This is a genomic window from Peribacillus sp. FSL K6-5616, from assembly GCF_038008245.1.
GTDB classification, from domain to species: Bacteria; Bacillota; Bacilli; order Bacillales; family DSM-1321; genus Peribacillus; species Peribacillus frigoritolerans.
Window position 1 is genome coordinate 3,364,929 of sequence record NZ_JBBOYT010000001.1, and the last position, 13,337, is coordinate 3,378,265.

15 protein-coding genes, 1 tRNA gene and 1 other annotated feature are annotated in these 13,337 nt (G+C 40.8%); of the genes, 1 reads left to right on the forward strand and 15 read right to left on the reverse strand.

The features are described from left to right. Positions 1–12 precede the first annotated feature (12 nt). The 11 genes from MHB45_RS16090 to MHB45_RS16140 form a co-directional block, all read right to left on the reverse strand. The gene (locus tag MHB45_RS16090) at positions 13–1,548 is read right to left on the reverse strand and encodes a 2-isopropylmalate synthase (RefSeq protein ID WP_048688874.1); all 1,536 of its coding nucleotides are present in this window, start codon (positions 1,546–1,548) and stop codon (positions 13–15) included. Next, entirely contained in the window at positions 1,535–2,563 is a 1,029-nt protein-coding gene (gene ilvC / locus MHB45_RS16095; protein ID WP_048688871.1) for a ketol-acid reductoisomerase, read from the reverse strand. Before ilvC ends, MHB45_RS16090 begins: the two co-directional genes overlap by 14 nt. A 61-nt stretch (positions 2,564–2,624) precedes the next feature. After that, positions 2,625–3,137, reverse strand: a complete 513-nt coding sequence (gene ilvN / locus MHB45_RS16100) for an acetolactate synthase small subunit (protein ID WP_034308941.1) — start codon at positions 3,135–3,137, stop codon at positions 2,625–2,627. 3 nt (positions 3,138–3,140) lie between these two features. After that, positions 3,141–4,856 carry an acetolactate synthase large subunit gene (ilvB, locus tag MHB45_RS16105; protein WP_072273339.1) on the reverse strand — a complete coding sequence of 572 codons (1,716 nt, stop codon included), beginning with the start codon at positions 4,854–4,856 and terminating at the stop codon, positions 3,141–3,143. A 117-nt stretch (positions 4,857–4,973) separates the two neighbouring features. After that, positions 4,974–5,232 (reverse strand) — a binding site (T-box leader). A gap of 280 nt (positions 5,233–5,512) precedes the next feature. Further along, positions 5,513–6,025, reverse strand: coding sequence for a M15 family metallopeptidase (locus MHB45_RS16110; RefSeq protein WP_072273340.1), 513 nt, complete (start codon positions 6,023–6,025; stop codon positions 5,513–5,515). A gap of 147 nt (positions 6,026–6,172) precedes the next feature. Further along, complete coding sequence (locus MHB45_RS16115) at positions 6,173–6,448, reverse strand: GNAT family N-acetyltransferase (RefSeq protein ID WP_048688866.1); 276 nt, start codon at positions 6,446–6,448, stop codon at positions 6,173–6,175. A 717-nt stretch (positions 6,449–7,165) separates the two neighbouring features. Then, the gene (locus tag MHB45_RS16120; RefSeq protein ID WP_048688864.1) at positions 7,166–7,519 is read right to left on the reverse strand and encodes a YidH family protein; all 354 of its coding nucleotides are present in this window, start codon (positions 7,517–7,519) and stop codon (positions 7,166–7,168) included. Positions 7,520–7,562: 43 nt separating this feature from the next. Then, positions 7,563–7,736, reverse strand: a complete 174-nt coding sequence (locus MHB45_RS16125) for a hypothetical protein (protein WP_176702870.1) — start codon at positions 7,734–7,736, stop codon at positions 7,563–7,565. 180 nt (positions 7,737–7,916) lie between these two features. Next, entirely contained in the window at positions 7,917–8,195 is a 279-nt protein-coding gene (locus tag MHB45_RS16130; protein ID WP_340908006.1) for a 2TM domain-containing protein, read from the reverse strand. A 141-nt stretch (positions 8,196–8,336) separates the two neighbouring features. Continuing rightward, entirely contained in the window at positions 8,337–8,699 is a 363-nt protein-coding gene (locus MHB45_RS16135; protein WP_048688862.1) for a GIY-YIG nuclease family protein, read from the reverse strand. Between the two features lie 18 nt (positions 8,700–8,717). Next, the gene (locus MHB45_RS16140; protein WP_072273341.1) at positions 8,718–9,473 is read right to left on the reverse strand and encodes a DUF2087 domain-containing protein; all 756 of its coding nucleotides are present in this window, start codon (positions 9,471–9,473) and stop codon (positions 8,718–8,720) included. A 271-nt stretch (positions 9,474–9,744) separates the two neighbouring features. Between MHB45_RS16140 and MHB45_RS16145 the strand changes: the two genes are divergently transcribed. Next, positions 9,745–9,996 carry a hypothetical protein gene (locus tag MHB45_RS16145; protein ID WP_048688858.1) on the forward strand — a complete coding sequence of 84 codons (252 nt, stop codon included), beginning with the start codon at positions 9,745–9,747 and terminating at the stop codon, positions 9,994–9,996. 244 nt (positions 9,997–10,240) lie between these two features. On the opposite strand, the gene MHB45_RS16150 is transcribed toward MHB45_RS16145, so the two are convergent. From MHB45_RS16150 to MHB45_RS16165, 4 genes are all read right to left on the reverse strand, one after another. Further along, positions 10,241–11,589, reverse strand: a protein-coding gene (locus MHB45_RS16150; protein WP_114238069.1) for an IS3 family transposase whose coding sequence is annotated in 2 segments (ribosomal slippage) — positions 10,241–11,130 and positions 11,130–11,589 — 1,350 coding nt in all. Because the reading frame shifts where the segments join, the coding sequence is not laid out codon by codon here. Between the two features lie 209 nt (positions 11,590–11,798). Beyond that, complete coding sequence (locus tag MHB45_RS16155; protein WP_048688856.1) at positions 11,799–11,999, reverse strand: hypothetical protein; 201 nt, start codon at positions 11,997–11,999, stop codon at positions 11,799–11,801. A gap of 208 nt (positions 12,000–12,207) precedes the next feature. Then, a tRNA-Arg gene (locus MHB45_RS16160) sits at positions 12,208–12,281 on the reverse strand. A gap of 335 nt (positions 12,282–12,616) precedes the next feature. Then, on the reverse strand, positions 12,617–13,315 hold the full coding sequence (locus MHB45_RS16165; protein ID WP_142398503.1) for a restriction endonuclease subunit S: 699 nt from the start codon (positions 13,313–13,315) through the stop codon (positions 12,617–12,619). Positions 13,316–13,337: the final 22 nt, after the last annotated feature.

Here is a 13,337-nt window from a genome sequence, read left to right on the forward strand (position 1 = left end):
AATCTCCCCTTCCTATTGTAATACTGCTTTTTCTTCCAGTTCCTTCATGATGATCACACGGTTAACAGCGTTCAAATACGCTTTGGCGGATGCTTCCAAGACGTCCTGATCAAGACCCCTGCCGCTTGTTTCCACACCGTTATAATCAATTTTCACAAAAACCTGTGCGAGGGCATCCATTCCGCCACCCACCGATTGAATTCGATAGTCCAGCAAGTTGATCTCTTTGCCCAAACATCTTTCAAGCGTGTTATATAGGGCTTCTACACTTCCTGCACCTGTAGCCGCTTCCTGAATCTCTTCATTATCGCCTTTTTTCAGTGTGACCGTCGCAGTCGCCGTTTGATGGGTGCCATGTGAAATCTGTAAGGAAATCATGTCATAGAAACTGATATCCGTCGCTTTCTCTTCAAGCACCAGCGCAACGATATCTTCATCCGTCATGGTCTTTTTATTATCGGCCAATTCCTTGAACTGGACGAATAATGAGTTCATTTCCTCATCCGTTACCGTAAAATTCAACTCTTGTAATCTTTCTTTGAAAGCATGGCGTCCTGAATGCTTTCCTAAAACGAGTGAATTGGACGAAACCCCGACTAGTTCAGGTGATATGATTTCGTAAGTCGTTTTTTCTTTTAATACGCCATCCTGGTGAATGCCGGATTCATGTGCGTATGCATTGGCACCAATAATGGCTTTATTAGCAGGAACCTGCATACCTGTAAGTCGGCTGACCAAATCACTGGTCCTTTTAATTTCATTCAATACAAGACCCGTTTCCGCTTGATAGAAATCTTTACGGATGTAGAGTGCCATGGCCACTTCTTCAAGTGCCACGTTTCCGGCACGTTCACCAATTCCGTTGATTGTGCCTTCGACTTGCGTAGCCCCGCCTTCGATGGCCGCCAATGAATTGGCCGTCGCCATTCCAAGATCGTCATGACAGTGTGCAGATAAACTAACTTTATCAATAGAAGGAACATGTTCACGAAGGTATCTGAAAATGTTGCCATATTCGATTGGAGCTGCATATCCTACTGTATCAGGGATGTTAATGACCTTGGCACCAGCCTGAATGACCGCTTCAACGATTTCAGCCAAATAGTCAAGTTCCGTACGGCTTGCATCTTCTGCAGACCATTGTACGATCGGAAAACGCGCTGCTCCGTACTTAACCATTTCAACCGACCTTTCAATCACTTGCTGCTTAGACATTTTCAACTTATATTCACGATGAATGGGCGAAGTGGCGATGAACGTATGCAATCTTGGTTCTGCGCCGCCCCTTAATGAATCCCAAGCTGCATCGATATCTCCTTTTACAGCACGCGCCAGCCCTGTGACAGAGCTGTTTTTGATTTTGCGCGCGATTTCCTGTACGGAGTTGAAATCCCCTTTGGATGCTGCCGGAAAACCGGCTTCGATTATATCAACACCCAATCTTTCAAGCTGATAAGCAATTTCAAGTTTTTCGGTAAAATTCAAATTTACACCGGCGGATTGCTCCCCATCACGAAGTGTGGTTTCAAATATATTAATTTTTCGCAACGGCTACCACTTCTTTCTCTTTTTGTTGAGGTTTTACGAACGGCATCATTTTTCTTAATTCACGGCCAACCACTTCGATTTGATGTTGGTTTTCACGATTATTGATCGCATTGAAGACTGGACGATTCGCTTGGTTTTCCAAGATCCATCCTTTAGCGAACTCACCGTCTTGGATGTCTTTCAAGATCGCTTTCATTGCCTCTTTCGTAGTTTCCGTCACAACGCGTGGTCCAGAAACGAAATCTCCCCATTGAGCTGTGTCAGAGATGGAATAGCGCATGTTTTCCATACCGCCTTCATACATAAGGTCGATGATTAACTTAAGTTCATGCAAACACTCGAAATATGCTACTTCCGGTTGATATCCAGCTTCTGTCAAGGTTTCGAATCCAGCTTTCACAAGGGCAGTCAATCCGCCGCAAAGTACAGCTTGCTCTCCAAATAGATCTGTTTCCGTTTCTTCCTGGAAAGTAGTTTCCAAACCGCCAGCTCTTAAAGAACCGATTCCCCGAGCGTATGCAAGTGCCAATTCTCTTGCTTCACCCGTAACATTTTGATAGATGGCGAACAATGCCGGCACCCCTGCACCTTGTTCATATGTACGGCGAACAAGATGTCCCGGACCTTTTGGAGCGACTAATAAAACATCTACGTCTGCCGGAGGAACGATTTGGTTGAAATGGACGTTGAATCCGTGTGCGAACATTAACGCTTGACCTGCACGCAATACCGGTTTGATTTCTTCTTGGTATACTTTCGGCTGAGTTTCATCCGGTAATAGGTTCATGATCACGTCTGCCTGTTCAGCTGCTTCCTTCACTGTGTAAACATTAAAGCCGTCTTCCACCGCTTTATCGAAGGATTTACCTTTCCTGATTCCGATGATTACATCTACACCGCTGTCACGTAGGTTTTGAGCGTGTGCGTGTCCTTGTGAACCATATCCGATGACCGCTACCTTTTTATTGTTGAAGAAATTCTCGTTTGCTTCTGCGTTATAATATACTTTTGCCATAATAATTACATCTCCCTTTTCATCATTGTTTTTGTTTGTTTTTTGTTTTTTGTTTTTTGTTTTATACGATTGTCGCACTCTTAGCGTGTGCAATTTGCATTCCACGCGGGATGGCGGCAGTCCCTGTCCTTGCCAATTCCTTGATGCCATATGGCTTGATCAGTTCAATGAAGGCTTCGATTTTATCCGATTCCCCTGTAATTTGGACTGTCACGCTATCTTTACTGACATCAATAACTGAAGCTCGGAAGGGTTCGATGACTGAATAAATCTCGGCTCGGGTTTGTGTAGTCACCAATATTTTAATGAGTGCAAGTTCCCTCGCCACAATCGATTGATTCGTAATATCATATACTTTCAAAACATCGATCTGCTTATTCAGCTGCTTGGTGATCTGTTCAATGACAGTTTCGTCATCGACATCGACCACAAAGGTCATCCTTGAAATGCCATCCTGTTCGGAAGGTCCGACAGTCATGCCTTCAATGTTATAATTTCTTTTCGTGAACAGGTTCGTAATCCGATTAAGGACGCCTGGCCGGTTGTTCACGGTGAGGCTAAGAATTCCCTTCATTGATTAAACTCCTTCCATTTCATCTAGCCCTTTTCCTTGTGCTACCATCGGAAAGACATTTTCGTTTTGTTTTACCCGGAAATCAATCAACACGGGACCATCAGTCTTTAACGCTACATCCAGGCAGTTGCTTGCTTCTTCCTCCGTCGTTACCTTGTATCCCGGAATTCCATAAGCATCGGCCAATTTCACGAAATCCGGATGCGATTGAAAAATACTATGTGAGAAACGGTTATCATGAAAGAGTTCCTGCCACTGTCTTACCATCCCTAGTGCACCGTTATTGACGATGATGATTTTGATTGGCAGATTCATTTCGGCAATGACCGAGAGTTCCTGCAGGCACATCTGGAATCCACCATCCCCCGATATGGAAAGCACCGTCGCTTTCGGATTCGCCAGCTGCGCTCCGAGAGCCGAAGGTAAGCCAAAGCCCATCGTCCCCAATCCACCGGAAGTGACCCATGAATTCGGTTTGTTAAATGGATAGTATTGCGCTGCCCACATTTGATGCTGTCCAACATCGGTCGTAACAATGGCCTCCCCATTCGTTTTTTCATGAAGCATCTGGATGACCCGCTGAGGTTTCAATACGCCTTCTTCATGGGTATAACGCAATGGGAACTCTTCATTCCATGCAGTAAGCTGTGTTGTCCATTCATCAATTTCCGGTTTCTTGCCATTTTGCGCAATCAATTCCGAGAGTGCTTCTTTAGCACTTCCGACGACTGGAATTTTTGTCGGCACATTTTTACCGATTTCGGCTGGATCAATATCGATATGGGCAACCGTTGCGTGCTGTGCGAATTTCGCTAGATTCCCAGTCAATCGATCATCGAACCTTGCACCGATATTGATTAATAGATCACATTTCGCTAACGCCATGTTTGCTGCATAGCAGCCATGCATACCACCCATTCCGATAAAGAGTGGATGTTCCGCCGGAAAGCCCCCAAGACCCAATAAAGTGTGGACGACGGGAATGCCTTGCTGCTCGACATATTCCTTTAATAGATGGGAGGCCTTTGCATGCAGGACACCTGCCCCTGCAAGAATGACCGGTCTTTTCGCCCCGCTCACGGCTTCAACAAGCTTTCTGATCTGTAAGTAATTCGGCTTGGTCGTCGGCTGATAGCCAGGGAGATTCATTTCTGGCTCCTCATCCGTCGATACACCTTCCAAAATGGCCATGTCCTTAGGTATATCGATCAATACTGGACCGGGCCGGCCGCTGGAAGCGATATAAAACGCTTCTTTTATAATGCGCGGAAGGTCTTCCGGCTTCCTTACCTGATAGTTATGTTTTGTGATCGGTGTAGTAATCCCCAGTACATCCGCTTCCTGGAAAGCATCCGAGCCGATTACACTGGTAGATACCTGACCCGAAATTACAACTAGCGGTAAAGAGTCAATCATTGCATCGGCCAAACCAGTGACGATGTTCGTTGCCCCTGGACCGGATGTGACGATGACCACCCCCGGCTTGCCGGTAATCCTGGCGTATCCTTCCGCTGCATGAATGGCACCTTGTTCGTGCCTTGTCAAAATATGAAAAAGTTCTGAACTGTAAAGCTTGTCATAAATCGGCAATACAGAACCTCCTGGATAACCAAAGATGACATCAACATTTTCCTTTTTCAATGCTTCCAGCAGAAATTCGGCACCACTATAATGTGTCTTTCCACTTTTCCGATCAGCAACAACTGACTTTTGTGTCATTTCGTAAAAAACCTCCTTCGCTTTCCTAATTGAATTTTTTCTCAAAATTCAGAATTTTCAGCTTTTTAAGCATACAAAAAAGCCTTTTCACCCCAAATGTACTTGCACTCGGCAAGTTAAAGGGGTGAAAAGGCTTGATGAGCCACTCCACGGTACCACCCTTTTTCGCATGAAACTCCATGCGCACTTTGAATAGACTACACTATTCTCTGTTTTGGTAACGGGTACTGGTACGCACCCGTTCAGCTCTACTAGTCAGACGTTCAAGCTGAAACTCCAAGGTGAGTTCATCTTTCGGGACAATACCGGCTCTCAGCTACCCGGCTCTCTGTGACTGCCTTTTTAAAAGACTACTTATCCTCTTCAATGCTTTTCGCATTATTCATATTTTTCGAAACGCTTATGTTTGATGTCTTGTATTTGTGATTATCTTACGTGTATTTCAGGTAGTAGTCAACAGGTTTTTTTAAATTTTTTGATAATTCTAAATTGAAAGATTTGTTGTATCCGCTTACATACCTATCATGGCCACATTTTATAAAAAAAGTTTTTTCAATTTTTAATTTTTAAAAACATCGGATATCCCCATTAAATGATTAATCTCACACATCATCCACATGATGTCAGTCACAAGGATCGGATTCCTAAAAAAAGAATCATCCATTTACCCTTCCAGCTTCATTTTCACTGATTGCGGACGCCACTCTTGATACAAGATTCGGCCGCCATCCCCTTTGAAGATCTCTCGTTGATAAACCGCCTGACATTCCAAGGTGCGGAAAATCACGGAACAATTCAAAATCCCCTCCCCAAACAAATCCCAGGGATTTTGCTATGGCTGCCACCCTTGTCCACTTTTCGCCCTCTGTCCACAATGCCCGCTTGCCGTCATCACTAACGATGACAAAATCGACTGCAAGGCCATAGTTATGCAAGGATTGCCCCCCTCTGGCATAAGTCACGATTGGTTTGGATTTATTCGTTCTGCCTCGTTCATACAGTTCATTTTGTTCTCGGAAACTTCGATAACCAGCCGTTATTTGAACAAATATCCCCGCTTCATAAGCTAATTTCACCACTTCGAGTATCGTCTCGTTCACGACCGGGTTCATACCGCTTCCCATATTTTCCTTTGCGCGATTCAATAGGGTTTGTAATTTGATGGCCATCCTAGCACCTCCCCTATATTAAATGCGAACATAACTGCAGGAGGAAAGGCTTTACCATTATTTTATTGGGGGTGTAAAGATTATCTGAAAAATGAAAAAGGGCTGAACATAGGTGATATTTATCATCCCCTAAGTCAGCCCTCCGGTTCATTTAGCCAATACATCCTCGTATTCTGCATTTTTTTCAAATTGTTTTTGAACGAACGAACATACCGGAACAATTTTCAGGTTTTCCTCCCTTGCGAATCCTATGACCTTTTCAACAAGGGCATTTCCTACCTTTTGCCCGCGAAGCTTGTCAGAAACAACGGTATGATCGACCGTGATCTCATCATCACCTGATTTAAAGAATGTAATTTCCGCTAGTTTCTCACCAGTTTCTTCGACAAAAAAAGAACTTTCACCTTTTTTGATATCCACCATCACGATGACCTCCTTTTAGTTCCTCTTTATCATATCTCACAAAAAGGAAATTAAACAAATAATTAAACGTGATTGAAATTGAATAAAGCAAGTACGTTCAAGGGTTATAAAGTTAGCATTGCCCATGTGAAGTTTATTTACAAACTGATGATGGTTTATATTTTTTAAAGGAAGCCAAAAGACAAAACTTGATCGATCTTTTCCTTACCGCTTATATACCCTTCCGGTTCGAATTTCACCATGGCTAACGCGCACAACATTGTATTTAATGATAAAAAGGTTTTAATTATTTCAGTTTGTCGACAGAAGGGGTTCGGAAAACGTATCTTGCATCAAATGACGCTCACGAAACCAACGGACCTAAAGTAGCAATACCTTCAACTCCTTTAGTATGATTTATATCTGATTTTCATAACGAAGTTGATTGTAGAGGAAGGTGCGGGACCCCGCAGGCGCACCCAGGCCGCCCGCGGAAAGCCAGTGCCTGGATCGGAAATCTACGCCCAAATTGTAACTGTCATAAAATTACAGGCAAACTCGTTTTTTTCGAATTTTTCTAAGTCTGAATGATTCTTTCATAACCTGAAATACAGTGTTTTTCAAGCTTTCGTTTTTTGATGGCATTAAATTAATGGAAGAAATCTTTCCGTAACGATGTAAGAATAAGTATATAATAGCAGAAACTGAAAAAACTGTCCTACTCAGGTTAGGACAGTTTTAAATGAAAACAAAATATAAAATGATCATCGATAATAATATGACCATAAAAACAGCGATTAGAATAACGTACGCACTTGAAGGCTGGAAAGTCCCTTCATTGATTTGCCGTTTCTTCTGAAGATAACCGATTGTCGCCAGAACGGTAATCACAAGTCCCAATGCACACGCAAACATCCCTAGCACGATGCTAATCAAGTCAATCCGGGCATCCCGATGCACACCAATCGTAAAATGCAGGCTTGTCGCAAGAAAACCAACTCCCACTATTGCAATCACCGTTCTTATCCACGCCAAGAAGGTGCGTTCATTAGCCAGATGCTGCTGGGCATATTTCAATTGGTTTTTCTCCATGTCATCACCTTAATCGAGCGTTTTTATCAAACGTAAAAATCAGTCATCTTTTCAGGAGCGAAAAGGCCCTGAACATTGACCCGACAAACATTAGCCCTGCACCGCCGAGCAATAAATATATACATAGAGTTTTATCAATAACATTCAAAGGATAAAGCAAGGCCCCCAGCGCCAGGATTGCCCCTATCCCCGTTATGGTCCATCCTAATTTTTTCATTCGCAACTCCTAAGATTAATTATTATTTAGTGAAGGTCCTCCAAGGGTTTCACCCTTTTTCATATAGGTCCCTCATTACTAGCTTAAACCATTTAAAACCTTACAACAAGTGAGATCCACCGATTATTTTCCCACAAAAAAAGAGCCACAAATGACTCCCTGTTTTGAACACGCCCAAATTCAGCCGTTCTTTTTATCCTTTTCCATATATTCTTTTATTTTTCTTTCTTCCCACTCAGACCCGAAGTTTCCTTGTGCAAGAATGGTAATACCGTGTATCAGAACACCAATCCCCCACCCTCCAAGGGGATAATGGAACCACCAATAACCGGGATCCGTCAATAGGTTAATCGCAATCAACATGACATTCACCAATACATACACCATTAAATGAATGTAGAATGCCTTAAGGTTTTCAACCCTTTTTTTCGCCCGTAGATATCCATCTCCATTTTCCATCCCAGCACCTCCTAATCATAAATACTAATATATATATTACCATCAGTTTCCATAATACCTTATTTTTCATAAAGAAATAAGAATGAAATGCATCAAAGGTAAATCGGGAGCTGGGAATCAAGGAGAATCTCTAAAGGCCACTTACAAGTCAGAGGGCTTCATTCTATTGTATCCCCGTTCTTCGTAAGGCTGTATTTTTTCCATCCACTTTTCTTCAAGTTTTTTCAATTCCCTTTTAGCATCAAAAAATCCTGTTTCTTTTGGCTTCAATACCTCCAGTACCTCAAAAGAAAAAGCATCTTTCCCATATTGGTTCCACTCACTTTGCAGCTCTTTATTGGTGTTTGTCCCGACTTCCAATTCAAATTGTTTGCCCTTCAACGTCTTTAAATTCCTGGTGCTTCCGATAAAGACCTTATTATTTACCGTATTTCTGATTTGGTATACCCCTGCTTCAACCTTCGTTTCTTTATACAATTGCTTCAATTCTTTTTTACGATCCATCTTTCTTGCCCCCAGTCATCATTTCTTCAGCCAATATTGGCTCCCATCAGGCTTTCTATCCAAGAATCCATATTCTATTAAGTATCTTCTCAAAAGAACATGATCATGATAAACGGCACCCAATATTTGATTGATTTCTTTTTCTTCGTAATTCCGCTCATTTTCAAAACGGTTCATAATTTCTTGGAGAATGATCAGCCTTTGTTTTTCCTTTGGCGGAAAAGACTTTAATGCATCCTGACTGCCTTTAGGGAAGTATTTTTTAAGTACAGTCACCTTTTCATCCTCAGTAACGTTATAACGATCATCGACCATCCTTGCTTTTTGATGAAGCGGGATAAATGCCGGCGCGTGTTCATCTTTATCTTTCAAAAGTTCCATCAGGGCTAAAAACAACTTAGCCTGACGCTCTTTCTCTTTCAACACAAAACGATGGTTCCGAATGGTGGAAGGACTGCCAATTCCCATTTCCTCCTGAACCTCAGCATCATTCTTCCCTTGGTAAAAAAGGCGAAGAAGACGGTTTTGATGGTCCGTGAGACCTGTAAGTTTTTTATCGAGATCAATCAAATATTCAAAAACCGAGCTGTGTGCATGTTCAATATGAATGCGCATATACCTCTTCGCTTCATAAAGAACTCCATCTTTCGGGTATACTATCCCCTTTTCAACTGCATTTCCACACAGCAAACAAACATATTGATTCTCACCTTCGATGTACCCTTGTTTAAGCTCATCCTGAGATGCGCTCCAAAACATTTCCGCGTCCTTCATTAAACAAACACTTCCCTATAAAGTTTATAATATAATAAACATAATATTGATTTGTTTGTGTTATGTCAATGTTTTTTCTGTTTTTTTATAACTCCGGCAAATTATGGCCATCTTAGTCAGAGGGCTTCATAACATAAAGCTGACAAGGGATTTCCCCTTCCATTTTACGGTTCCCATGGCACTAAGCCGATATGGTATCCTGAATAATAAGCCGAATTTCCCCAATAATATGCTTTATAAACGTGAATAAGCTTTAGAGGAGGATATCTTATTGAAAGAGGAAAACGAGGCGATTCCACCGATCCATAACACCGATTTACACAAGGCATTACAACATGTATCCGAACAATTCAAGGTCTCACTGCCAGAATTACGCGATACGATTGAATCACTTATACAAAAACAATCGATGCAGCTGAGTGAAGCGGATGAAAAAAGTTCACCCATCGAAGAATTGAATACGGCAATAATCAAAAACCGTGAAATCATTAAAAAAAATCTTCAAACCTTAAATAGAATCTGATATCGAAAAAAAGACATCCAAGTATGGATGCCTCAGTGGTAGACAAAATTCGATGTAAGTCGATTTTACCTACAGTTTTTTAGTACCAGTACAATATGAACGTTGATTGGAACTCCCGGCACCCGCTTTCCGCGGGTGGTCCGGGAGCCTCCTCGGCGCTCTTTGCGCCTGCCGGGTTTCTCCCTTGGACGCGTTTCCCCACTGGAGTCTCGCTGATCTGACCCAATAAAGTTAGACATATAATTTAAGCAGCTTCTAAGACCTGAGTTCGGTATTCTATCGGACTCAGGTCTTTTAATTTTACCTTCATTCGTTTGTGGTTATAGTAATGAATATAATCATCTAATTCCTTTTCAAAGTGCTCCATACTTTCAAACTCTTGGAGATAAAGCAATTCAGACTTTAACAAGCCAAAAAAGTTTTCCATGACTGCGTTATCTAAACAATTTCCCTTACGGGACATGCTTTGTATAATGCGGGAATCTTTTAAGGTTTTTTGATACTTCTTCATTTGATAATGCCACCCTTGATCCGAATGGAGGATGACCGTATCTTCTGGTTTTAGGTGTTTAATCGCCTCATCTAACATATCTCCAACAAGTTTATAAACAGGCCGTTTCATCACTTTGTAGGCAATAATTTCACCATTACATAAATCAAGGATAGGGGATAAGTAACGTTTCTCCCCAAATAAATGAAATTCCGTTACGTCTGTTACCCATTTTTGATTCATTTTCTCGGCTTGAAAATCACGTTGTAAAATATGGGGGGCAATTCGACCAACACGCCCCTTATACGAACGATACTTTTTCATACGGACTAAACATTTTACGCCCATTTCATTCATGAGGCGGTTGATGGTCTTTGGATTGTGAGAAAACCCATATTTTTTTAACTCTTTTGTGATACGACGATAACCGTAACGTCCTTTATGTTCATGATAGATAGACTGAATAGTGGCTTTTACCTTCGAATACTTATCTTCTCGATTCAAGCGTTTTTCCCAATAATAGTACGTGCTACGTGGAATATCAGCGACTTTAATTAAGGCCACAACCTCATAAATGGACTTTAGTTCATAAATTACTTGCGCTTTGATTTTGGTTGTAATTTTTCCTGCATTTGAACTAAAGTATTTAACTTTTTTAAATACGCATTCTCCATTTCCAGTTGTTTAATTCGTTCTTCAAGCTCTTTAACCGAACCTTCAATTTGTTTGGATGGATTGATATCTTTTTTCATGGATGGTCTCCCCTTTTTCTTAGAAATTAGGGCATCTAATCCATAGGCATTAACATTTATTCTCCACGTCCGAATTAGCGCTGGAGATGAAATATTAAACCTTGCGGCTGCGTCGTAAGAAGATATACCCGTTTCATTCATATAATTAAGTACATCCATTTTAAACTCCGTAGAATAACTTGTATAGGATTTCTTAAATCCATCGGCTCCTTGAATTTGGTATAAACGAACCCATCCTTGAATCATTTGATAAGAAACTTCAAATATTTTCTGAAGATCCATATAGCTGTGCTTTCCTTCAAGGTAAAGTCGTACAATGAATATTTTCTGTTGGGCAGAAAAATTAGCCATAAAAAACACCCCGTAAATGTTAGTTTGGTGTCTAACATTTACGGGGCAGTTCACGCACGCCTACAGTCTTTTTTGTTATAAATCAGAAGGATTAAAACTTGAGGTGAAGGGTGGTTTCCAATACTTAGGCATCCGATCATGGATAGCTTTTTTCCGAGGAGCATATGAAATTCCTAATATAATTCCTTCGTTAGAGCTCAGTAAGTTTTTTAGCTAGGCACAAACTTAAGTATTCCTTCCAGATAAACACCTTGTTCTTTTCGTGTGCATTCCCTCAACTTGATTCTTCCTTCTTTTTCTAACTCCTTGGCTAATTGGACCACTTCAGTTCCATCTTCGGTTATTTCGACTGAGAAGAAATTACCCCGAGTGGAAGTTTGAATGAACTTGAATAATCTATCTTTATTCATTTAAACATCTCCTTATTTATAACAAGTTCGACATAAAAGGTCATCCACCTGCGATAAATATGAAAAAAACTTCTTTCGTTGCACGAACAATAATGGTTCAAAGGATGCAAAACAAAAGACATTCTTTTTACATTCATTCAAATTACCCTCATTAACTTAAAAAGTAAAAAAGCCAAAACCTTTAGAAGGTTTTGGCTTTTTAAGTTAGTGTCCCAGGAGAGATTCGAACTCCCGACCGACGCCTTAGAAGGGCGTTGCTCTATCCAGCTGAGCTACTGAGACATATCGCTGTTTTTCTTCAGTTCAGTATAACGGTCACTTTTCGAACTTAGACCGTAATCGTGATTTTTATTATAACTTAGTATAATACTCATTGCAATACTAGTAATACTATATTTTGAGGTGGGTTAGAATTACAACTAACAAATACTCAAACCATTTGGCAAGCATTCCTATGAAACACCTATATAGGCTCAATGACATCATTGTTAGCTTGGCTAGTAAATTACATCATTCAAGTATTAATCCAATACAATTACTCTCACACTCCTTCTTGGTCAAATTATCTGTAAATACAATTAAAGAAACATCCAACTAAATTGGATGCCTCCTAAAAACTATTTCACTTTTTCTTGTAACACTTCTTTTAGTAATTCAATGGCATTTTCTTCACTTGGATCATTTGTTCCAAGCTCACCTCTGAACGCTTTTGCAAGGATGGATTGTCTCAACGCATCTAAATTTCCATCTAGTTTATAAAAATTATTAGCTTGTTGCTCAATATCTAAGCATTTCTCAATAATGTTAACTATATTTTGTTGAATTTCAGGTGGTGCAATAGGTAAACTTAATTTTCTCAATGTACTTATATTTATCCTCGGGGACGTTGTTTGAGATATATTTAAAGACACCTGCTTCAACATTATGGGTGAATTAAGTGCATATACAAAATATGTTGGCAATACCTGTTCGATATTGGGTCTTAAAAGCACTACTCTTTGTGCCAGACAGACTTTATCATCGAGGAGTAATCCTGCTTTTCCAACAGCCTTACCAACATCACCACTACCTTCTCTACAATAAATGATATCCCCTTTCTGCGGTTCAATCCTCTTGGTACGGTCTAAATAGTCCTGCTCAGAAACTCTTTTCGCATTAATAATATCAACTTTACCTAACTCAATATCGGAGCTTCTAATTGCTGGGTACTGGCCTTCTTCAATATATTTTGGTGTAGAGTGCGGACAATCGGAAATTAATTCACAAACTTCCTCTATACTCATCCAACTCCAATCAGAAGGAATTGGATAATTCACCCCTCCTAAATCTTCATCATCC

Bases quoted from the DNA above. Each gene is read 5' to 3' on its own strand.
- MHB45_RS16155 (WP_048688856.1), bottom strand. From the start codon at position 11,999: ATGAATAAAGATAGATTATTCAAGTTCATTCAAACTTCCACTCGGGGT.
- ilvC (WP_048688871.1), bottom strand. From the start codon at position 2,563: ATGGCAAAAGTATATTATAACGCAGAAGCAAACGAGAATTTCTTCAAC.
- MHB45_RS16135 (WP_048688862.1), bottom strand. From the start codon at position 8,699: ATGGATCGTAAAAAAGAATTGAAGCAATTGTATAAAGAAACGAAGGTT.
- ilvB (WP_072273339.1), bottom strand. From the start codon at position 4,856: ATGACACAAAAGTCAGTTGTTGCTGATCGGAAAAGTGGAAAGACACAT.
- MHB45_RS16110 (WP_072273340.1), bottom strand. From the start codon at position 6,025: ATGGCCATCAAATTACAAACCCTATTGAATCGCGCAAAGGAAAATATG.
- MHB45_RS16125 (WP_176702870.1), bottom strand. From the start codon at position 7,736: ATGAAAAAATTAGGATGGACCATAACGGGGATAGGGGCAATCCTGGCG.
- MHB45_RS16115 (WP_048688866.1), bottom strand. From the start codon at position 6,448: ATGGTGGATATCAAAAAAGGTGAAAGTTCTTTTTTTGTCGAAGAAACT.
- MHB45_RS16120 (WP_048688864.1), bottom strand. From the start codon at position 7,519: ATGGAGAAAAACCAATTGAAATATGCCCAGCAGCATCTGGCTAATGAA.
- ilvN (WP_034308941.1), bottom strand. From the start codon at position 3,137: ATGAAGGGAATTCTTAGCCTCACCGTGAACAACCGGCCAGGCGTCCTT.
- MHB45_RS16140 (WP_072273341.1), bottom strand. From the start codon at position 9,473: ATGAAGGACGCGGAAATGTTTTGGAGCGCATCTCAGGATGAGCTTAAA.
- MHB45_RS16130 (WP_340908006.1), bottom strand. From the start codon at position 8,195: ATGGAAAATGGAGATGGATATCTACGGGCGAAAAAAAGGGTTGAAAAC.